Raw genomic sequence first — 17903 nt, forward strand, 5'->3', positions numbered from 1 at the left:
TGGGGTGGGTGACGGTCAGGCGGGCCAGGTGACGGCGCCCAGGGCGGCCCGGTGGGTGGCGGGCATGGGGGCGAGCGGGTGGCCGAGGTGGTCGGCGGCCATGGCGGCGAGGATCGCGGCGTCGGCGAGGTTGTCGTCGCCCTTGGTGTCGAACATGGGTAGGCGGCGGGCGACGGCGTCGATGACGGCGCCCTTGTGGGCGGTGCCCTTGCCGGTGGCGTAGCGCATGCGCGCCTGGATGGGGATTTCGGCGACGGGTACTTCGCGGCGGCGGAGGTTGCGGACGACCCGCCACCAGAGGGCGGACCGTTCGTGGTTGCCGGCCCCGGAGCGGGAGAACGCGGGGATTTCGATGGCGACGAGGGTGGGTTGGTCGCCGATGGCGGTGAGGATGCGGTCGGTGAGGCGGTCGATGGCGTTGAGGCGTTCGTCGAGGGGGCGGGTGGTGATGCCGGTTTCGCCGATGAGCTGGCACCAGCCGTGGTTGGAGGCGATGCCGGTGCCGGTGAGTGACAGGTCGACGCCGATGGTCTTGGGGGTGGTCACGGCTTCACCTCGGCGGGCGTCCAGGCGCTGACGAGGACGCTGCCGTCGGGCCACCGCCGCAGCTCGCGGCGGACCAGCTCGTAGGTGATCGGGTAGCGGGGGCGGTGTTCTTGGCGGAGCCGGATGGTGGCTTCGGCTTCGGCTCGGGTGGCGTGCGGCAGCCCGACGCCGTCGCCGTCGGGCACGGAGGAGACCCGAACGGCCCATTGTTCGGCGGTGGTGCTGTCTGCCGGGTAGAGCCGGCCAGCCTCGGCAAGAGCGGCGACGGCGACGCGGGCAAGGGACATGGGGACGCCGACGATGTCCCCGTCCGGGTCGCGCCAGATGTCGGGGACGGCCGGGTCGTTGGCTGCGGCAATGAGCGTTTCGGTGATGGTCAGAGCTGCGGGTGCGGTGGGCGGGGTCATCGGGGCTCCTGGGTGGGTCGGGTGTGGATGGCGGGGGTCTGTCGGCGGAGTCGGTCGAGGGCGGCCCGGTCCTGCTCGGCGGCGGCGCGGTTCGGTGCTTCCCGGGCCGGTGCCGGTGGGGTGGCCAGGACCACGCCGACGGCGGCGAGGTCGACCAGCCGCCGTCCCCGCTTCTCGCCGATGGCCCTCTCCAGCGCCCGCTGGTGGATTTCCTCCGACGGGGTCAGCGGGGCGTCCGGTTCGGGGCGTCCACGCCGGGCCAGGACCGGCTCCAGGACGGCTCGGCAGGCGGCGATGCCGCGGGCGTTGCGTTCGGTCTGCTCGGCGGTGATCTCGAAGCGGGACGGGCCGTTCATGCGGCGGCTCTCCGCCGGTCGCTGCCGAGCAGAGCGATGACCTTGCAGGTCTCGACGAGGCGGGAGGCGATGCGGTCGCCGAGGCCGTCGCGGAGTTGGGCGAGCGGGATGTTGGTGGTGAAGATGGTCGGCTGCATGGCCTCGTAGCGGGCGTTGATCAGCCGGTAGGTGGTCTCCTCCACCCACTCGCTGGACTTCGCCGCTCCGAGGTCGTCAACGAGCAGCAGCGCGGCGTCGCGGTACCGCTCCAGCGAGCCTTCCGGGTCGCGTCCGGAGGGGCGCAGGGCGGCGGTGAAGTCGGCGAAGGGGACGGCCTCCCACCGGACGGACCGGCCGCAGCCGAGGGCGGCGCGGATCGCGCCGTACGCCTGGAAGGTCTTGCCGGTGCCGACGGGCCCGGAGATCAGCAGGGACCGGCAGGTAGTGGGGTCGGCGTGGAAGTCGGCGGCCCAGGCGAGGATGTCGGGCTGGTCGGCGACGGCCTCGCGGTAGCGGCGGGGAACCGCTTGGCGCACTCGACGGCGGCGCGGGCGTCGTACCAGTCGCGGAGGGCCTGCCCGCCGGTTGCCTTGGCGTCGGAGGCACAGAGGGTGCAGGTGGTGATGTCGCTGCCGTGGGTGCAGGTGGTGTCCATGTCAGAGTCCCTGGGTGTAAGCGGTGGCCGGGTCCTGGGGGTCGCGGTACGCCTGGTGGCGGTGGCCGTTGACGGCGGCGAGGTGCCGGCCGGGCGGGCGGTTCATGACCTCGTTGACGACGCTGGGCAGCGTCGAGGGGTGGAGGGCCTTCGCCGACCATTCCTGGAGTCCTCCACGAATGTCGGCGGCGGTGATGCCCTCGCCGAGCATCGACTTGATGCTCTTGCCGAGCTGACCGATGACCTGGCCGGGCGGGCGCTTCTGGCACCGGTCGAGGTACTCACCGAGGAGTGTCTGGGCGGTCGCGTCAGCGTCGTCGTGCGACGACCGAGCCGGAGGCGAGGGGCGTCCCGCCGTAGGCGGAATAGATCCCTTCCCTTCCCTTCCACTCCCTTCCGCAGGGGAGGGCTCGCGAGGGCTCCCGGAATCCTCGCGAGGCTTCACCGAATCGGCGGGGAATCGGGGCTTGCCGGGCTTGTCGACGCGCTGGTGCCGTTCCCAGTTGCGGACCTTCAGCACGGGCCCGACGGGGGCCTCGTACTGGTCGAGTCGAGCAGATCGATCGTGACCAGCTCAGATAGCAGGTGCTTGATGTCGACGTTGTCGCCGGGGAAGATCTGCATCTTCAGCCGGACGGGCTTCTCGTCGATGTAGCCCTGGTCGTCGACGAAGTTCCAGATGCCGATGAACAGCAGACGCGCCCACGGGCTCAGTTCAACGATCTTCTCGTCGACCCAGAATTCGGGCTTGATGCTCCGGATGCGTGCCATCAGATGGTGTTCCTGTCCGTTTCGTGAGGATCGAGGGTTCGCGAGTCCTCGCGAGGACTCGCGAGGGTTCCGGGAAAGTGCTGGGCGAGGTGGTCCTCAAGACCCCCTATCGCCGCGTTCGCTGATTCGGTTTCGTCGGCACCGTGGCCAAGAACGGTGACGGTGCAGAGCGGGCAGTCGACCGTGGCTGCGGTGGTCACGCCGCCTCCTTCCGGTCGCGCTGGCGGGCCCGGGCGAGGTGGAGCACCTGGGCGGGGGTGTCGGGCCGTTCGCGGGCGGTGTCGGCGTACGGGCCGTACCGCTCGGCGAGGAGGGCCTGGAGGCGCTCGGCGCGCTCCTGCTCGCGGGTGGTGGTGCTCATCAGGTCCCCCTCGTTGGTGTGGTTCGTGGTCGGGTGGGTGGCGCCCTGCCGCGACGTGAACGCGGGTGTCCCGGCCGGGTCCGGTGTCAGGGCGGGCCGCATCAGGCGGCCTGGCGGGTGCGGTGCCGGTACATCGCCTGATGCACGGCGGCCGGCTTGACGTGGAACCGGGACGCGACGGCGTGCACGTCGGTGGTGCGGGCCATCTGCGCCATCGCGGCGGTCCGGTCGGTGGCCCTCACCCGGGCCGGCGGGTCGCCGTCGATGAGTCGCTGCATGGCGGCCGGGTCGGGTTCGGGCCGGGTGGTGCGGTGCTCGTGGACCGGCCCGTACCGGTCGACGGGCACGCGGACGATGAGCACCGAACCGGGGGCGTGGGCGGCCCATCCGGGCACCTGGGCGGCGGGTTGGATGTCCCACAAGGGCGGGCCGGTGATGACGGCGTGGGCCTGGTCGGCGAGGTCGTCGAGCTGGGCGGCACCGTCGGCGATGAGTTGGGTGCGGGTGTGCGACTCGTCGACGATGGGCCAGACGAACTGGAGGATGTGGGTGCTCACGGCTGGCCTTTCTGGGTGCGGGTGTGGCAGGGGCATTCGCAGCGGGAGGCGGTGCACCGCTGGTGGAGGCGACCTCGGCAGGACGGTCCGATCAGCAGTCGGCGGCTGGTGGCGACGAGCCGGCGAACCTCGGTGCGGGTGAGCCGGTCTGGTCTGGCCGGCCGGACGGTCTCCCGGTAGCCGCAGTGCAGGCAGTGCTGTGCGCTGGTGTTGGTGACGCCGTCGGCGGGTTCGACCTCGAGGGCCTTCGCGCAGCGAGGGCACCTCTGGTCGGATCGCTGCCCGCCGACGGCGTTCATCAGGCGGGCTTGCGGGCTTTTCCCAGGCGCGACAGCAGTGCGCCGAGGGTGGTGGGTTCGCCGTTCTCGTCGTTCACGGCGGCACCGAGCCGGCCGGCGGCCTCCTCGGCCTTGTACAGCTGCCCCAGCTCGTCGAACCCGGTGGTCGGGTCCAGGGCGGTGCGGGCCACCTCGGAGACGCTCATGCCGGGGTCCGCGCCGTCGGTGAGCCAGGCGAGGATGCGCTGCCCGAATTCCTCGTCGGGTTCCCGGATGACGGACTTCGCCAGTGGCTTGCAGCGGGACTTCGCGACGATCAGGGTGTTCTCGAGGTCCAGGTCGCCGACGACGTCGAACTCGTATTCGATGCCGTCGCGCTGTTCCGGCTTGGTGCCGATCTTCCGGGGCACCTTCTTGCCGCGGTCGTTCTCCTCGATGACGTACTCGGTCTTGGTGCGCATGGTGACGATGACGTGGCCGGGGTAGGCCAGCAGCGCGTCGACCATGGCCCGTTCCATGGGCCGGGCTTCTTTCCAGCCGGCAAAGGTGTTGCCGCCACCGGACCGCTTGGCGGCCTGGTCGACCTGCTCGAGCATGCCGCCGGTGCCCATCCAGAAGTGCGACAGCGAGTCGACGATGACGACGTCGTAGCCGGCGTTCCCGGCGGCGGCTAGGGCCTTGACGAGCTGCCGCGGGTCGTAGGTGTGCATCTGGAGGGTGTCGAAGGTGAACTGGTCGGCGTACTTGGAGGCGCTGCCGCGTTCGGTGTCGATGACGGCGATGCGTCCTCCGAGGGCGGTGCCGGTGATGAGGCTGGTGTAGGTCTTGCCGCTGCCGGAGGGCCCGGCGAACGCGAGACGGGCCTTGGCCTGGGCCTTGGTCGCGGGGGTGAAGCTGAGTTCCACGGTGTTCCTTTCAGGTGGTGCGGTTGGTCTTGCCGCCGGGGATGAGCCGGAGTTGCGCACCGCCGGGTTCGCAGCCGGGGTGCCGGTCGTAGGTGTTGGGGGTGCCGTCGGGGCCGGCCGCGGCGGCGGGGTCGACGGGCCAGCCGCAGCCGCCCGCGCACGGCTTGCCGCCGTTGAGCACGGCGGTGACGTGGGCGGCGATGTTGGCCCACCGGCCGACCCGGGTCACCGCCGGCCGTCCAGGTCGATCAGCCCGGCCTGGTGGGCGAGGACCACGGCGTGGACGACGGTGGCCGCGCCGAGCTGCTCACGGATCCGGGTCAGCCGCACGCAGATGGTCTGGGCGGTGACGTCGAGGCGGTGGGCGATCTGCCGCTGGGTGAGGCCGCCGGCGAGGTGCCGGAGCAGCAGCACGTCGGCGGGGCTGAGCTCGGTGGTCGGGACGGTCGCGGTGGTCACGGGGTCACCTCCCGGGTGATGTCGACGCCGCCCTGGGCGATGTCGTCCCAGTAGTCCTCGTCGGCGCCGGCGCAGCGGGGGCAGTAGCTGACCTGATCGCCTCGGCCGTTGGTGCCGGTGCGCCAGCCGGCGGCGCGGGCCTGTTCGGTGGCGGGGCTGGTGGTGCTGTCGTCGATGTGGTGGGCGAGGCGGCAGTGGGTGCAGGCGGCCTTGTGCCGGGCGTCCTGGATGTCGTCGATCCGGAGCAGCCCGGTGGCCTGGTCGACCCCGGCGTGGACGGCCTGGTCCTCGGGGGTGGGGGCGACGAGCTGCCGGGCGGCAGGGCTGAGCCCGTGCCCGACGTCGACCGGCCGGACAGCACCGGCGGCGTGCCGGCCTCGGATGGCGCGGCGACGGCCGACGTACCAACGGGGCCGGGTCGGGTCGGCGGCCGGGGCCGGCACGGCGTGCTGCTGCTGGGTGGGGGTGTCGATGCCGGTCACCGGGACACCTCGCTGCCCGCGTAGTACCGGTTGGTGTCGCCGGCCTTGATGGCGGCCCGGGTGGCGGCGGTGATCACGCCCCGGATCGAGCGGTCGCCGGCTCCCGCGACCTTCTCGGCCGGTACCGGAACCTCGGGCACCTCGCAGCAGCCGCAGCCCCGGGTGAGCCACTGCTGGGTGTCGGCGAGGGTGTACCGGCCGGCGTCGTTGGCCTTGCTGCGGTAGCCAGCTCCGTCGGGCCCCCACCACGCCTTTGGTGGTGCGACCAGATCAGGTACTGCGGTTCGGTCGCCGGGGCGTGCTCGGCGGCGGTGAACAGGTCGGGGCCGTCGAGCTGGGCGAGCGCCTGCTCGAGGTGGGCGACGATGCGGGCGAGCCGGGTACGGACGTCGGCCACGTCGGCCTGGTCGTCCTCGGGCGGCTCGGGCAGCCGGTGGGTGTCGGCCTGGTGCCAGAGGTCGGAGCTGATCTGCTCCAGCTCGGCGCGGAGCCGGTCGACCTCGGCGAGCAGGGCGGGGATGTCCTGCCGGGCGGCGGCGATGAAGCGGGCGTCAGCCTCCGGGTCGGTCTCCACGGCCTCGTCGTGGCCCCAGTCGCACCGGTCGTCGTCGTCCACCTCGGCGACGGACTGGATGCAGGTGAAGCTGCCGCGTCCGGTGACCTCCAGGCCCCGGACGATGTGGGTGCCGTTACCGACGCCCCACGGCCCGGGGGTGGCCTCGTTGAGGCGGTAGCGGATGGCGTCGAGGTCGAGGCTGGTGGTGGTGTCGGTCATCGGAGGCTCCAGACGATGGGGGCGAGGATGGCCGCCCAGGCGGCCAGGGACAGGGGGATGGCGGCGAGGAGGCCACGCATGGCGCGCACCCCCTCCGGGTCGGGGATCACTGGCCGTCTCCGTCGAGGCAGCAGGGCTCGTCGACGGGTGCCGGGCAGCCGTGCAGGCACACCCCGCAGGACCGTTCGATGCAGTGGTCGCCGCTGTCGTCGGCCAGGCAGGTGGCCGGGTCGCAGATGCAGCAGCCGGGCCGGGTCGCGGTGGTGGTGGGCGTGATGTGCAGGTGGATGGTCACGCGGCAGCCCTCCCGGCGGTGACTGCGACGAGGAGCTGCCGGCCGATGTGCTCCGTGCAGGCGGGCGGGATGGCCTGCCGGCCGCCCAGGTTGGTCATCCAGTGGCAGCCGAGGGCGTCGGTGAACGCCCGTTCCCCCTTGTGCTCGAAGGCCAGCAGGGTCGGGTTGCGGTAGCAGCGGCACGGCGGCAGCAGCTCGTAGCCGGCCCAGTGGCCGCGCTGGAACACCCGGTGCCGGCGCACGTTGAGCCCGAACTGGGTGCCGCAGAGCAGGTAGTCGGGGCGCATGGTGCCGTCCCACGCGGCCTCGGGGACGTTCTCGACGACGTAGGGCAGGCCGAGCCGGTCGAGGGCGTCGAGGGTGGGGGTGAGCAGGTCGGGGTGGTTCTCCCGCTTGCCGCGCCACGAGGTGACCCGGGCCCGGGTCTGGCAGGTGGGGCTCGCGGCGACGGCGGCGGGCCGGTACTGGCGGACGAGGTCGGGCAGGAGGGTGAGGGCGTCGCCTTGGTGGAAGGTGAACGGGTAGCGGGGCTGGGGGTGCAGGTCAACGCCGATGACGTGGAAGCCGGCGCGGTGGTAGCCCATGCTGGCGCCGCCTTCGCCGCAGTACAGGTCGATAGCGATCGGACGGTTCACGCGGCGGCCCTCCCGGCGGTGAAGTGCACGATCGGCGCGCGGCGGACCTGGCGGCGGAGAGCGGCGCACCGACACCGCTCCCGCACCAGCCGGTCACCGCAGCACGCCTTGACGCGGACGGTGATGCGGGGCAGGTGCGGCACCGGCGGGGGCGGCGCGTCCGGCCGGTCGTCCGGCCAGCCGGCGGTCACGCCGCACCAACCCGGGTGTCACGCAGCCGCACCCGAGGGCGGGCCTCGACCTGCTCGACGGTGCGCAGGTGCGGGTGCCGGCGGCGGTTGAACCACCGGTCCCGGTGGCCGTCCCGACCGTCCCGCTTCGCGTCGTACATGGCGGCGTCGGCGCGGGCCAGCGTCAGCCGCAGCGACGGTGCCGCTCCCGCCAGACCGACCGACCCCGTCACCGGCAACTCGGTGCCGTCGGCGAGCGGCACCAGCCACGACGCGGCCAGGTCAACCAGCCGGTGGGTGCTGTCGATGACGACCAGCTCGTCCCCACCGAGACGCGCCACGACGTGGTAGCGGGCCGCCAGGTGCTGGGCGATGTGCACGAGGACCCGGTCCCCGGTGTCGTGGCCGTAGGTGTCGTTGATGTGCTTGAAGCGGTTCAGGTCGATCAGCGCCAGGGCGTCGGAGGAGTCGACCTGCCACGTCCACGCCTGGGCGAGGCCGTCGCGGTTGAGGAGGCCGGTGAGGGGGTCGTGGGTGGCGCGGTGCTCGGCGGCGCGGAGGGCGGCCCGCAGGTCGGCGTTCTCGGCGCGGGCCTGCGCCAGGTCGGCCTGGAGGTCGTTGAACGTGATCCGGATCGGGTCGGTGGTGGTTTTGTCGGTACGATCGGTGTGCACTTGGACATCTCCTTCGTCGGGGATCTGTGTCCGGGTGGAGCCCTCGCGCCGTTGCACCGGCCGGGGGCTCATCCGTGTCGGGCTGGTCAGCCCCAGTCGAAGTCGCGGCGGTTCACGCGGCGGCCCTCGCAGCGATCCGCTCGCGGCGGCACGTCTTGCACTCGCGGCGGGCCCGGCCCTTGGCCGTGCGGCGCGAGTACGTGTTCTCCGGGCTGTACTCGTGGCCCCGCGGGCAGTGCGTCTTCGCCGCGTTCCGGTTCGGCGCGGTGTGCGGGGACCGCAGCAGGTTGTCCCGCTGGGTGACCGCCTCCAGGTGGGCCGGGTTGACGCACCGCCGGTGGACGCAGCCGGTCCCGCCGGGGCAGGACTGGTCGGCGTTGTGGCAGAGGTGGTCGACGACCAGGCCGTCGGGGACGGGCCGGACCATCAGCTCGTAGGCGACCCGGTGGGCCGGATCGTTCTGCTTGCCGAACCGCGCGTACCCGTCGGTGGTGAGGTCGCCCCGCCACAGCCAGCAGGCGTCGGGTCCGCCGGTGGTGTCGACCTGGGTGATGAAGGCCCGCAGCCGCAGCGGGTGCACGCTGGTCATGCCGCCCTCCGGTTGTTGCGGGCGGGCCGCTCGCCGGCGGCGACGATCTGCTGGAAGTGCTCTTCGGTGTAGCGGCGGTGCTTGCCGATGAACGTGCAGGGGATCTCGGAGGCCTTCGCCTTGGCCTCGACCCAGCCGACCGGCACGCCGAGGCGGTGGGCCAGGCCGGCGTCGTCCATCAGCGGGCCGCCGGTGGACGGGGGAGCGGTCTGAGGCTTCGCGGTCCGGGCCACCTCAGGCCACCTGGTCCCGGACCGGCTCGCGGTCCTCGACGAGGTCTTCGACCGTGACGCCGAGCCGACGGGCGATCCGAACGGCCACCGGAAGGCTGGGCAGGATCTTCTGGGCCATCCAGCGGTCGAAGACTGACCGGTGGACGCCGAGAAAGTCGGCAGCGGCGGTCTTGCCGGTGACGCCCTTGTCGGCGAGGAGCTGAGTGATTCGGGTGCGGTTCAACTTCACGTCTGTCGCATCGGAGCGACCGCTGTTCGCATCCATGCGACGACTGTAGCTGTCGCAATCGTGCGACACAAGGGGGACGGGCAGGGCGTTTCTCGTGACCGTTCGGTCATCTATCGTTGCGACTATGCGACGTGACAACGGGGTGACGGCCCCTGCCCGCCATGCTCCTGGAGCTGAAAGAGTGTCGCGCCCGCGCGACAAGCTGACGGCCCGCGCAACCGAGTTGATGCGTCGCACCCTTGCGACGCCTTACCGTGTCCCCATGACCGAACCGGCAGCCGAACCTGGGCGCTCCTCCTGGGCCCGCTACCTGCAAGAGGTGGCGGATAGACCCGGATGGAGCGTCACACGCCTGGCCAACGAGGCAGGCGTCCACCGATCCACCATCTACCGCTGGATCAAGGGCGACACCCGAGGCACCACCGTCGAGCTGGCCACGCAGATTGCCGCCGCCGCCGGTGACCCACCCTCGGTGGCGCTCGCTGCCGCTGCCGACGTCCTTGGGCGAACCGACCCCGACGGCACCGAGGTGGCGATGGTCATGGCCTCCGATCTCCCCGACCACGTCAAGGCCGAGCTTGTGGAGGAGCTCCGCCGCATGGCCCGCGCCGATGCCGACCGCCGCCGCGCCTTCGTCGACTCGTTCATCCGGTTGCGGCACGCCTGATCGTGTGGGTTGAGAAGCACGGCCCGACCTACCGCATCCGAGACAGGGTCGGGGACAAGAAGATCACCGTCGCGGACGGGTACCACAACAAGACCGCAGCCAAGAAGGCGATGACGGCGCTCGCCGGTGACCAGGTGCGTGGGGACCTGGTCATGCCGTCGGCGGGGGAGAAGCTGCTCGGCGACTGGGCGCGCGACTGGTGGGAGGCCCGCAAGTCCGGGCTGTCCCCGAACACGCAGCGCTCGGAGTGGAGCAGGATTCAGACGCACATCCTGCCGGCGCTCGGCGACCAGGCGGTGGGGGACATCAGGCCGCTGCACGTGCAGCGGTGGGTGTCCGAGCTGGGCAAGAAGCGGTCAGCGAAGACCGTCGCCAACGTGCACGGCGTCCTGAACTCCATCATGGCCGGGGCGGTCGCCCAGCGGCTGATCCGGGCGAACCCGTGCGCCGGGACGAAGCTGCCGCGGGGAATGGCCGCCGAGATGCGGTTCCTCACCGAGCCGGAGGCCGGTCGGCTGCTGGCCGCGCTGCCGGAGCACTACCGGCCGCTGTACCTCACCGCGCTCGGCACCGGGCTGCGGTGGGGTGAGCTGGCCGGTCTGCGGGCGGGTCGGGTGGATGTGCTCGCGGGGACGCTGCGCGTCGAGGAGACGTTGTCGGAGCTGCCCGGATCGGGCGAGCTGGTGTTCGGTCCGCCGAAGACCAGCGGGAGCCGGCGGACGGTGACGCTGCCGTCGGAGGTGCGGCAGGCCCTCGTCGGCCTGGTCGCCGACCGCAAGCCGGCTGAACTGGTGTTCCTCACGGCGACGGGGCAGCCGTTGCGGATCCGGAACTTCCGCCGGATCTGGCTGGCCGCGACCGAGCGAGCCGGCGTCGGCGGAATCCGCTTTCACGACCTGCGGCACACGCACGTGGCGTGGCTGCTGTCCGCGCCGGAGCCACCCAACCTGACGGCCATCCAGCGGCGGCTCGGGCACGCCTCGATCTCGATCACGTCCGACCGCTACGGGCATCTGCTGCCGGCCGTCGACGAGCGGATCAGCAAGGCCCTCGACGTCGCGCTACCCCGCTCCGACTGGGGGCAGGGTGGGGGCACCGGCCGAACGGAGCCCACCGACAACGACCGGCAACCACCGGCATCTAGCACAGCGAACGAGATCACGAACTCTTGACCTTGGCGGGGCGGCGGTTTCAAATCCCATCAGTCACCCCAGTCGACGAGCCCTCTCCCGCAGGAGAGGGCTCGCTGCTTTTCCGGTCCCGGAACCCGGCGAATTTCAGCGAGTTTCGTCGATGTCGTGGAGCGCACGTGAGGTTCCCGGCCGGTAACGTGCGTAGCATGACTACTGTTACGCCTCGACAGGCACCGATAATGGTGACCCTGGCCGCCGTGGTGGTCCTGATCGTCGGGATCCAGGCCATCATCCGGATGTACAACACCTTCGACGGCGGCGCGGTCGGCGTGATCGCCGCCCTGATCGGCGTGGTGCTCTACCTCGCCGTCGCGTACGGGCTCTGGAAGGGCAACAAGATCGCCTGGATCCTCGCCCTGATCGGTGGCGCGCTCGCCCTGCTCAGCGTCTTCAGCGGAGACTGGCTGTCGTTCGTCACCGGGATCGTGCTGCTCGTCCTGCTGCTGCTTCCGCAGTCCCGCGCGTGGTTCAACCGGTCCTGACCCGAAACCCGTCCCGGTGTGCTCCGGGCCACCGAGGCCGACCGGGACGGCGCGGAAACGGCTGGGACGACCCGCGTACGCCACGGGCCGTCCCAGCCATCGATCAGTGGTCGGCGCTCACCCGGTGACGGACGGGCTGGCCTCCGGGGCGGCAGACTCCGCCGCCGCCGGCTCGTACGGCAGGGCGCTGCCCTTGACGTACTCTTCCCAGCTCATGTTCCAGTCCGTCCAGCCGTTGCCGTTCTGGAGCTTGCGCTCGGTGCCCTTGACCGTGATCGGGTCACCGATCCTGGTCTGGTTGAACAGCCACTCGCCTTCCTTCATCGAGACGTTCACGCAGCCGTGCGAGACGTTGACCCGCCCCTGCTGTCCCTCCGACCAGGGTGCGGCGTGGATGAACTCGCCGCCCCAGGTGAGTCGCTGCGCGAAGTCGATGTCGGTGCGGTAGCCGTCCTCCGGGCCGAGCTCGTCGAAGGTGTCGAAGACCGTCTCCTTCAACTTCTCGATCACCACCATGGTGCCGCTGGACGACGGGGTGCTCTTCTTGCCGAGGCTGACCGGGATGGTCCTGATCACCTTGCCGTCCCGGGTGACCGTCATCCGCTTGGTCTTGTTGTCCACCGTCATCACGGTGGCCGGACCGATCTTGATGTCCACGCTCAGGTCGGCGCGGCCGTACCAGCCGTCGCCCATCGGCAGGCCACCGGCCTGCACCCGGTACCGCACGGTGCTGCCGGCCTGCCAGAACTCCTTCGGCCGGTAGCGGACCTCGGTCGGGCTGACCCAGTGCCAGATGCCCTCCTGGGCCGACGTGGAGGTGACCGTCATCCGGCGCTGCACGTCGTCCCGGTAGTCCTCCGGGATCGCCCGGCCGAACTTCACGATCAGCGGCATGCCGACCCCGACCACCTGGTCGTCGCCGAGAAAACTGGTCACCCGGACCTGGTTGGCCGGCTTCGCCATGGTGGTGAAGTTGTGCGTCGCCGTCGTGGCCTTGCCGTCGCCCCCGGTCGCCGTGACGGTGGCGGTGTACGTGGTGCCGTACTGCAGGGCCCCGGACGGCAGCCAGGTCCTGCCGTCGGCGGCCATGGTGCCCTCGACCGTCGCGCCGGCCGCGTCCTTCAGCTCGACCGTGGTCTGCTGGGCCTGCTCGGCGGTGAAGGCGATCTCCGTCGAGGCGGGCACGTCCTTCGCGTCCGCCTGCGGCGTGGTGATCGTCACTGCCGCCTCGGCCGGCTTCTCGCCGGGATTCTCCCAGCCGGACGACTTGCCGTCGTCGCCGCCGGTACAAGCCGAGGTCAGCGCCAGTACGGCGGCGAGTGCCGCCGCCGCGAACGCGCCGCGCCGCCTGCCGCGCCGGACGCCCCTGCTCCGGATCAGCCGGTCCTGGTCAGCTCGCATGATGTCCTCACAGTCGTGGTCCCCGACAACCATGGTCCCTCAAGGGACGCACGGGACCCGGTACCCGTTGCGGTGGGTGAAGAGAAACACCGTCCGAATATCGTGCCATACTGCTAAAATCGCCCACTTTCGTCGGAACTCCGACGCGCACCGTGGCGGATCCGGGGTCCCCGGCGAGTCGTGCGGCGTCGTGCGGCGTCGTGCGGCGTCGTGCGGCGTCGGAGTTCCGACGTGCCGTGCGCTGCCGCGGTTCCAGGCGCGCGCCGTGTGTGGAGCTGGTGTCCCGGGCGTGCGCCCTGTGGAGCTGGAGTTCCGGACGCGCACCCTGCGGCAGCCGTGGTCTCGGACGCGCGGTGCGGGAGCCGGGGTCCGGCGCGCGCCGTGCGGAAGCTGCGGTCCCGGCGCGCGCCGGGATCCCGGCGGGAGTGATTCAGGCGGTTCTCAGCCGGCCAGCGCCGGACCGGCCCCGCCGTCGGGCACGGGCAACGCGCTGCCCTGGACGAACTCCGCCCAGCTCAGGTTCCACGCCGTCCAACCGTTGCCCGCCGCGAGCTTGCGTTCCGTGCCGGTGATCGTGATCGGGTCACCGATCATGGTCTTGTTGAACAGCCAGCGGGCGTTGTCGGTGGCGACGTTCACGCAGCCGTGCGAGACGTTGCGCCGCCCCTGGTGCTGCACCGACCACGGGGCCGCGTGGATGTACTCGCCACCCCAGGTCAGCCGCTGGGCGAACTCGATGTCGGTGACGTACCGGTTGGCCGGGTTCGGGTCGTCCCGGGTGTCGAAGACGGTCGCCGCCTGCTTCTCCATCACCACCATGGTGCCGCTGGAGGAGGGCGTCGACTTCTTGCCCAGGCTCACCGGCATGGTCCGGGTCACCTGGCCGTTCTCGATCACCGTCATCTGCTTGGTGGCGTTGTCCACCTTCATCTCGAAGGACCGACCGATCTTCCCGGTGGCCTTCCGGTCGACGTTGCCGTACTTGCCGTTGCTCAGCGGGATGCCGGCCAGGGCGATCCGGACCGAGATCGTGGTCCCCGGCTGCCAGTACTCCGGCCCCCGGTAGTACGCCTGCGTACCGTTGTCGACCCAGTGCCAGGCACCCGGCTGCGGCGGGTCGGTCTTGACGAACATCCGCCGCTGCACCGCAGCCCGGTCCTTCTTGGGAATACCCGGGGAGAACTCGGTGACCACCGGCATCGCCACGCCGTACGTCTTGTCGTCGAACAGGTAGAGCCCGGAGCCGATGGTCGACGACGGCTTGCGCATCGTGGTGAAGCTGCTGGTGCCGGTACCCGTTGCGGAGGTGACCGTGGCGGTGTACTTCGTGGCGTACTTCAACGGGGCGGCCGGCACCCATGACGAACCGTCGGTCCGCAGCGCCCCCTGGACCCGCTCACCGCCGGCGGCGGTGAGCGCCACCTCGGTAATCTTGACGCCGGGATCCGACGCGGCGATCTCCGCGCTCACCGGCTGGTTCTTCGACCCGTCGGCCGGGCTGACCGTCACGGTCGCCCCACCCGCGGCCGGCGAGTTCGGCTGCTCGTCACCCACCGGAGCAGCGACCCCCGTCTCGGGTGCGCCCGACGGACCTCCCCCCACGAACGACGGCGTCTTCTCGTCGGGGCCACACCCCGTCAGTGCCAATGACGCTGTCAGAGCCAGGACGCCCACCATCGCCCCGGCCCGCGCGAACCTGCCCATCCCCACCTCGGTTTCTCGCGTGCCTGGCCGACATCGTGCCGTATGGCCGCTCGCGTCCGGTCCCCGGCCGGTCGATTCTCGGGCCTTTTGCCCCGTTTCAGCCCTTAATCTCGTCCAAAGAGGTGAGGAGGGGATCGGATTGGAACCCTCCTCAGACACCGTGCTAAGGTTCTCTCCGTTGCCAACGAGCGCCGCTAGCTCAACTGGCAGAGCAGCGGACTCTTAATCCGCGGGTTCGGGGTTCGAGTCCCTGGCGGCGCACCAGCAGCAAGGCTCTGACCTGGGGTTACTCCCCGGGTCGGAGCCTTTCTCGTTTCCCCGTCGGTGGTCCGGTGCTCGGTGGGTGCTCGGGAGCCGCTGGACGGTTCCGGCTTCCGGTGGACGGGTGGCATGGCGGTGGACGTCCGGGCCGGTTCGGTGAGGGGGTCTGGTGTCGGTGCCGGTGGTGATTCCGGACGGGATTCGGGCTGACGTGGAGACGTTGTGGCGTTACCACGATCTGGGTCACGAGCTGCGCCCCTGTGATGTGGGCATCGGGCTCGGCAGCCACGACCTCGGTGTGGCGGTGGTCGCGACCCGCCTGTTCCACGAGGGCCTGTTCCCGTGGATCGCGTTCACCGGCGCGAACGCTCCAACCACTGTCGAGCGGTTCCCGCGTGGCGAGGCGGTGCACTACCGGGAGTACGCGGTCGAGCATGGTGTGCCGGCGGAGGCGATCCTCGTGGAGCCTCGGGCGACGAACACGGCGGAGAACCTCGACTACTCGCGTCGGCTGTTGGCGGAACGCCGGATCCAGGTTCGTTCGGTGTTGCTCATGTCCCGTCCATACCAGCAACGTCGGGCCTACGCCACGTGCAGGCTGATGTGGCCGGAGGTCGACGTGGCGTGCGCGTCTAACCCGTTGGGGCTCGACGAGTACGTGCGCGGTATCGGTGACGTGCGGCGGGTGGTGGACATGCTGGTCGGGGATACGCAGCGGATCGAGGTGTATGCCGAGCGCGGGTTCGCTATCAGGCAGGAGGTGCCGGGCGAGGTGCGGGCGGCGTTCGACCGTCTGGTGGCGGAGGGCTACACGAGCCGGCTGATCTGAGCCGGGCTACCGGTGTTGGGCCTGCGTCTGCGCTTCGTGGGCGTGTCTGGCGGCTGTCTCGAACGCTGTCGTCCAGGGGAAGACGCGCTGTCGGTCGTTGCCGCTGCCGGGTGGGTGTGGTTCCCACTTGTGTTCGGGGCCGAGTAGTACGTGGATTCCTTCGTCGCGGAGGTTGGCTACCGCCCGGCGGAAGGGGAGTCGGGTGGCGAGTGCGGCGTTGACGAACGGCACGACGACGGTGGGTATGTGTCGTCCGATGAGTTCGGAGACGGAGGTCATGGCGTAGTTGTCGGCGAGGCCGAGGGCGATCTTGTTGATGGAGTTGTAGGTCGCTGGTGCGATGACCACAGCGCTGGCGGCGGGAAGTGAGCGCCGGCCGCCAGGGGAGGCCCGGTAACTGGATCGCACAGGGGTGCCCGCCAGTTCCTCGATGGCCGGTAGGTCGAGGAAGTCCAGGGCGCTGGGTGTGGCGGTGACCGCTGCCGTCCAGGACCGGTCCAGGGCGGTGCTGATCAATTTGGTCACGTCGGCGGCGGGGCCGGCGCCGCAGACGACGATCTGTAGGTGGCCGTTAGTCACAGCGGGATCCCAGCGGTCTGGGCGAAGTCGACGACGGCCCTGCGGACCTGGCCTTTGGCGAGGAGGGCGAGGTCGCCGGCGATGCGCTGGACGGCCGGGCGGCAGCGGATCTCCTCGGGCGCTACGTCGTAGGCGGTGCGCAGCGCGTCGAGGCCCTGTTCGTGGCGGCCCCACTGGGTGTAGGCGCGAGCGACGTCGACGTACAGCGAGGCTCTGCGTTCGGCGAGCGTGATCTTGTCCAGGGGCACCGTGCGGGCGAGCGAGATGGCGGTTCCCGCGTCACCGAGGGCCAAGGCGATGTTGACCCGGTGCAGCAGGACGTTGGTAGCGCCGAAGCCGGTCCACCGGTCGTTGCCGTCGTAGCCGAGTCGGGCTGCGGCGCGAGTGGCCTCGTCGAGCATGGCGTGTGCGGTGTCCCGGTCGTCCTTGCAGGCGGCGGCGACCGCGCCGCGGAGCACGAGCGCGCCGTATACGGCGACCGCGTCGGTTGAGTCGAGGCGGGTATCCCGGTCGAGGACGCCGGCGGCGTGCCCAGCGAGGGTCACGGCCTGGTCGTCGTGGCCGTTGCTCATGAGGGCGTGGGTCATGATCCGTGCGCTTGCGGCGATGGCCACCGGGTCCTGACTCGCTGTCGCGGCGCGGGTGCTGCGCTCGGCCGCGACCAGGGCCATCCCTCGGTCGCCCATTTTTAGTAGGACGCTCCCGACGACGTGGTACAGGTCGGTGGCGAGGACGTCTGCCTGGGCGCGTTGCTCGTCTTCGGCGTTGGCTCTGGCTGGTTCGAGGGCTGGTAGCAGCGTGACGAGGTCGTCGAGGACGCGTGCATATCGGCAGGCCTGGTAGTCGCGTTTTACTGCGGCCACCGCGCGGGAGAGCTGATGGACGGACAGCACCGTTTTAGGTGGATGTCGTGGCGAGACGAGCGCGTCGAGCAGCGGCGAGACAGCTGGGCCGGCGGCAACGCCCGCCGCGGTCGCGCGTAGAAGGTCTCTCCGTCGCACGTCACCATCCGAGCCCGAGCCGCTGTGCCTGTCCTTTCCAGTATCGGTGTCCGAGCCGGTCCGCGCCGGTGTGGTGCTCCCGGGTGCACCGTTGGTGCCCGTCACCAGTAGGGCCTCGAAGCGTGCCCGGGCGTCGGATGTGGCGCGGGTCAACACGGTGTCCAGCGCGGCCTGCATGTCGGCACGCGGAAGGACCGTGTCGCCCTGGCTGCTCCACTTGGCCACCGTCCGTCGCGCTACGCCGAGGTGCTCGGCGAAGGCGGTGACGCTCATCCGCAACGCCTGCCGCAGCGCGGTCGCCTCCCGGCCGGTCCAGGTCGTTACCGGAGCCATCGCATGTCCTCCCCGATAGGGGCTTCACCTGACTGCCGATGGTAGTGGCACGAGGGGTGACAACAGGTGCACCGCCAGTGCACCGCCAGGACATTCC

Annotated in this window: 29 protein-coding genes and 1 tRNA gene; 5 read left to right on the forward strand and 25 right to left on the reverse strand. The window is 71.0% G+C overall.

Annotated elements, in window-relative coordinates; genetic code table 11:
* Positions 1–15: 15 nt before the first annotated feature.
* The 21 genes from PVK37_RS12765 to PVK37_RS12865 all read right to left on the reverse strand — a co-directional run bounded on the left by PVK37_RS12765 (position 16) and on the right by PVK37_RS12865 (position 9392).
* Complete coding sequence (locus PVK37_RS12765; protein ID WP_275034124.1) at positions 16–546, reverse strand: hypothetical protein; 531 nt, start codon at positions 544–546, stop codon at positions 16–18.
* Positions 543–953: a hypothetical protein gene (locus tag PVK37_RS12770; RefSeq protein WP_275034125.1), complete on the reverse strand. Its 411-nt coding sequence runs from the start codon at positions 951–953 to the stop codon at positions 543–545. The genes PVK37_RS12765 and PVK37_RS12770 overlap by 4 nt, the downstream gene beginning before the upstream one ends.
* Positions 950–1309 carry a hypothetical protein gene (locus PVK37_RS12775; RefSeq protein ID WP_275034128.1) on the reverse strand — a complete coding sequence of 120 codons (360 nt, stop codon included), beginning with the start codon at positions 1307–1309 and terminating at the stop codon, positions 950–952. Before PVK37_RS12775 ends, PVK37_RS12770 begins: the two co-directional genes overlap by 4 nt.
* The gene (locus PVK37_RS12780; RefSeq protein WP_275034130.1) at positions 1306–1824 is read right to left on the reverse strand and encodes an ATP-binding protein; all 519 of its coding nucleotides are present in this window, start codon (positions 1822–1824) and stop codon (positions 1306–1308) included. Before PVK37_RS12780 ends, PVK37_RS12775 begins: the two co-directional genes overlap by 4 nt.
* A gap of 120 nt (positions 1825–1944) precedes the next feature.
* Complete coding sequence (locus tag PVK37_RS12785) at positions 1945–2154, reverse strand: hypothetical protein (protein WP_275034131.1); 210 nt, start codon at positions 2152–2154, stop codon at positions 1945–1947.
* A 302-nt stretch (positions 2155–2456) separates the two neighbouring features.
* Positions 2457–2714: a hypothetical protein gene (locus PVK37_RS12790; RefSeq protein WP_275034132.1), complete on the reverse strand. Its 258-nt coding sequence runs from the start codon at positions 2712–2714 to the stop codon at positions 2457–2459.
* Positions 2714–2914, reverse strand: a complete 201-nt coding sequence (locus PVK37_RS12795; RefSeq protein ID WP_275034133.1) for a hypothetical protein — start codon at positions 2912–2914, stop codon at positions 2714–2716. The genes PVK37_RS12790 and PVK37_RS12795 overlap by 1 nt, the downstream gene beginning before the upstream one ends.
* The gene (locus PVK37_RS12800) at positions 2911–3177 is read right to left on the reverse strand and encodes a hypothetical protein (protein ID WP_275034134.1); all 267 of its coding nucleotides are present in this window, start codon (positions 3175–3177) and stop codon (positions 2911–2913) included. The genes PVK37_RS12795 and PVK37_RS12800 overlap by 4 nt, the downstream gene beginning before the upstream one ends.
* Positions 3177–3632: a hypothetical protein gene (locus PVK37_RS12805; protein ID WP_275034135.1), complete on the reverse strand. Its 456-nt coding sequence runs from the start codon at positions 3630–3632 to the stop codon at positions 3177–3179. The genes PVK37_RS12800 and PVK37_RS12805 overlap by 1 nt, the downstream gene beginning before the upstream one ends.
* Positions 3633–3930: 298 nt before the next feature.
* Positions 3931–4815 carry an ATP-binding protein gene (locus PVK37_RS12810; protein ID WP_275034136.1) on the reverse strand — a complete coding sequence of 295 codons (885 nt, stop codon included), beginning with the start codon at positions 4813–4815 and terminating at the stop codon, positions 3931–3933.
* Positions 4816–4825: 10 nt separating this feature from the next.
* On the reverse strand, positions 4826–5044 hold the full coding sequence (locus PVK37_RS12815; protein WP_275034137.1) for a hypothetical protein: 219 nt from the start codon (positions 5042–5044) through the stop codon (positions 4826–4828).
* A complete protein-coding gene (locus PVK37_RS12820) occupies positions 5041–5274 on the reverse strand; it encodes a LuxR C-terminal-related transcriptional regulator (protein WP_275034138.1) in 234 nt (77 codons plus the stop codon). Before PVK37_RS12820 ends, PVK37_RS12815 begins: the two co-directional genes overlap by 4 nt.
* Positions 5271–5756 (reverse strand): hypothetical protein, encoded by a 486-nt coding sequence (locus tag PVK37_RS12825; RefSeq protein WP_275034139.1) that lies wholly within the window; start codon positions 5754–5756, stop codon positions 5271–5273. The genes PVK37_RS12820 and PVK37_RS12825 overlap by 4 nt, the downstream gene beginning before the upstream one ends.
* A 73-nt stretch (positions 5757–5829) precedes the next feature.
* Positions 5830–6531 carry a hypothetical protein gene (locus PVK37_RS12830; protein WP_275034140.1) on the reverse strand — a complete coding sequence of 234 codons (702 nt, stop codon included), beginning with the start codon at positions 6529–6531 and terminating at the stop codon, positions 5830–5832.
* 106 nt (positions 6532–6637) lie between these two features.
* Positions 6638–6826 (reverse strand): hypothetical protein, encoded by a 189-nt coding sequence (locus PVK37_RS12835; RefSeq protein WP_275034141.1) that lies wholly within the window; start codon positions 6824–6826, stop codon positions 6638–6640.
* Positions 6823–7461, reverse strand: coding sequence for a DNA cytosine methyltransferase (locus tag PVK37_RS12840; protein WP_275034142.1), 639 nt, complete (start codon positions 7459–7461; stop codon positions 6823–6825). The genes PVK37_RS12835 and PVK37_RS12840 overlap by 4 nt, the downstream gene beginning before the upstream one ends.
* Positions 7458–7652 (reverse strand): hypothetical protein, encoded by a 195-nt coding sequence (locus PVK37_RS12845; RefSeq protein WP_275034143.1) that lies wholly within the window; start codon positions 7650–7652, stop codon positions 7458–7460. The genes PVK37_RS12840 and PVK37_RS12845 overlap by 4 nt, the downstream gene beginning before the upstream one ends.
* Complete coding sequence (locus tag PVK37_RS12850; protein WP_275034144.1) at positions 7649–8305, reverse strand: GGDEF domain-containing protein; 657 nt, start codon at positions 8303–8305, stop codon at positions 7649–7651. The genes PVK37_RS12845 and PVK37_RS12850 overlap by 4 nt, the downstream gene beginning before the upstream one ends.
* A gap of 112 nt (positions 8306–8417) precedes the next feature.
* Entirely contained in the window at positions 8418–8894 is a 477-nt protein-coding gene (locus tag PVK37_RS12855; RefSeq protein WP_275034145.1) for an HNH endonuclease signature motif containing protein, read from the reverse strand.
* Positions 8891–9127: a hypothetical protein gene (locus PVK37_RS12860; RefSeq protein WP_275034146.1), complete on the reverse strand. Its 237-nt coding sequence runs from the start codon at positions 9125–9127 to the stop codon at positions 8891–8893. Before PVK37_RS12860 ends, PVK37_RS12855 begins: the two co-directional genes overlap by 4 nt.
* A gap of 1 nt (position 9128) precedes the next feature.
* Positions 9129–9392 carry a helix-turn-helix transcriptional regulator gene (locus PVK37_RS12865; RefSeq protein ID WP_275034147.1) on the reverse strand — a complete coding sequence of 88 codons (264 nt, stop codon included), beginning with the start codon at positions 9390–9392 and terminating at the stop codon, positions 9129–9131.
* A 226-nt stretch (positions 9393–9618) separates the two neighbouring features.
* Here PVK37_RS12865 and PVK37_RS12870 point away from each other — a divergent pair, with 226 nt between their 5' ends.
* From PVK37_RS12870 to PVK37_RS12880, 3 genes are all read left to right on the forward strand, one after another.
* Complete coding sequence (locus tag PVK37_RS12870; RefSeq protein ID WP_275034148.1) at positions 9619–10023, forward strand: helix-turn-helix domain-containing protein; 405 nt, start codon at positions 9619–9621, stop codon at positions 10021–10023.
* A gap of 2 nt (positions 10024–10025) precedes the next feature.
* A complete protein-coding gene (locus tag PVK37_RS12875) occupies positions 10026–11195 on the forward strand; it encodes a tyrosine-type recombinase/integrase (protein ID WP_275034149.1) in 1170 nt (389 codons plus the stop codon).
* Positions 11196–11395: 200 nt separating this feature from the next.
* A complete protein-coding gene (locus PVK37_RS12880; protein WP_275034150.1) occupies positions 11396–11698 on the forward strand; it encodes a hypothetical protein in 303 nt (100 codons plus the stop codon).
* A gap of 117 nt (positions 11699–11815) precedes the next feature.
* Here the strand turns inward: PVK37_RS12880 and PVK37_RS12885 are convergent, their stop codons facing one another.
* Both PVK37_RS12885 and PVK37_RS12890 read right to left on the reverse strand, forming a co-directional pair.
* The gene (locus PVK37_RS12885; protein WP_275034151.1) at positions 11816–13099 is read right to left on the reverse strand and encodes a L,D-transpeptidase; all 1284 of its coding nucleotides are present in this window, start codon (positions 13097–13099) and stop codon (positions 11816–11818) included.
* 441 nt (positions 13100–13540) lie between these two features.
* Positions 13541–14803 (reverse strand): L,D-transpeptidase, encoded by a 1263-nt coding sequence (locus PVK37_RS12890; RefSeq protein ID WP_275034152.1) that lies wholly within the window; start codon positions 14801–14803, stop codon positions 13541–13543.
* Positions 14804–14991: 188 nt separating this feature from the next.
* On the opposite strand from PVK37_RS12890, the gene PVK37_RS12895 reads away from it, so the two are divergent.
* Together PVK37_RS12895 and PVK37_RS12900 are read left to right on the forward strand one after the other, a co-directional pair.
* A tRNA-Lys gene (locus PVK37_RS12895) sits at positions 14992–15067 on the forward strand.
* Between the two features lie 166 nt (positions 15068–15233).
* Positions 15234–15893 carry a YdcF family protein gene (locus tag PVK37_RS12900; RefSeq protein ID WP_275034153.1) on the forward strand — a complete coding sequence of 220 codons (660 nt, stop codon included), beginning with the start codon at positions 15234–15236 and terminating at the stop codon, positions 15891–15893.
* Between the two features lie 6 nt (positions 15894–15899).
* On the opposite strand, the gene PVK37_RS12905 is transcribed toward PVK37_RS12900, so the two are convergent.
* Together PVK37_RS12905 and PVK37_RS12910 are read right to left on the reverse strand one after the other, a co-directional pair.
* Positions 15900–16472 carry a flavoprotein gene (locus tag PVK37_RS12905; protein WP_275034154.1) on the reverse strand — a complete coding sequence of 191 codons (573 nt, stop codon included), beginning with the start codon at positions 16470–16472 and terminating at the stop codon, positions 15900–15902.
* The gene (locus PVK37_RS12910; protein ID WP_275034155.1) at positions 16469–17806 is read right to left on the reverse strand and encodes a hypothetical protein; all 1338 of its coding nucleotides are present in this window, start codon (positions 17804–17806) and stop codon (positions 16469–16471) included. Before PVK37_RS12910 ends, PVK37_RS12905 begins: the two co-directional genes overlap by 4 nt.
* Between the last annotated feature and the right edge of the window lie 97 nt (positions 17807–17903).

Origin of the sequence: Micromonospora cathayae (genome assembly GCF_028993575.1) — a bacterium.
Lineage (GTDB): Bacteria > Actinomycetota > Actinomycetes > Mycobacteriales > Micromonosporaceae > Micromonospora > Micromonospora cathayae.

Excerpts from the sequence above, each read along its gene's own strand:
- PVK37_RS12830 (WP_275034140.1), bottom strand. The coding sequence starts at position 6,531 with ATGACCGACACCACCACCAGCCTCGACCTCGACGCCATCCGCTACCGC.
- PVK37_RS12790 (WP_275034132.1), bottom strand. The coding sequence starts at position 2,714 with ATGGCACGCATCCGGAGCATCAAGCCCGAATTCTGGGTCGACGAGAAG.
- PVK37_RS12775 (WP_275034128.1), bottom strand. The coding sequence starts at position 1,309 with ATGAACGGCCCGTCCCGCTTCGAGATCACCGCCGAGCAGACCGAACGC.
- PVK37_RS12910 (WP_275034155.1), bottom strand. The coding sequence starts at position 17,806 with ATGGCTCCGGTAACGACCTGGACCGGCCGGGAGGCGACCGCGCTGCGG.
- PVK37_RS12880 (WP_275034150.1), top strand. The coding sequence starts at position 11,396 with ATGGTGACCCTGGCCGCCGTGGTGGTCCTGATCGTCGGGATCCAGGCC.
- PVK37_RS12855 (WP_275034145.1), bottom strand. The coding sequence starts at position 8,894 with ATGACCAGCGTGCACCCGCTGCGGCTGCGGGCCTTCATCACCCAGGTC.
- PVK37_RS12785 (WP_275034131.1), bottom strand. The coding sequence starts at position 2,154 with ATGCTCGGCGAGGGCATCACCGCCGCCGACATTCGTGGAGGACTCCAG.
- PVK37_RS12770 (WP_275034125.1), bottom strand. The coding sequence starts at position 953 with ATGACCCCGCCCACCGCACCCGCAGCTCTGACCATCACCGAAACGCTC.
- PVK37_RS12800 (WP_275034134.1), bottom strand. The coding sequence starts at position 3,177 with ATGCGGCCCGCCCTGACACCGGACCCGGCCGGGACACCCGCGTTCACG.
- PVK37_RS12885 (WP_275034151.1), bottom strand. The coding sequence starts at position 13,099 with ATGCGAGCTGACCAGGACCGGCTGATCCGGAGCAGGGGCGTCCGGCGC.
- PVK37_RS12870 (WP_275034148.1), top strand. The coding sequence starts at position 9,619 with ATGACCGAACCGGCAGCCGAACCTGGGCGCTCCTCCTGGGCCCGCTAC.
- PVK37_RS12890 (WP_275034152.1), bottom strand. The coding sequence starts at position 14,803 with ATGGGCAGGTTCGCGCGGGCCGGGGCGATGGTGGGCGTCCTGGCTCTG.
- PVK37_RS12865 (WP_275034147.1), bottom strand. The coding sequence starts at position 9,392 with ATGGATGCGAACAGCGGTCGCTCCGATGCGACAGACGTGAAGTTGAAC.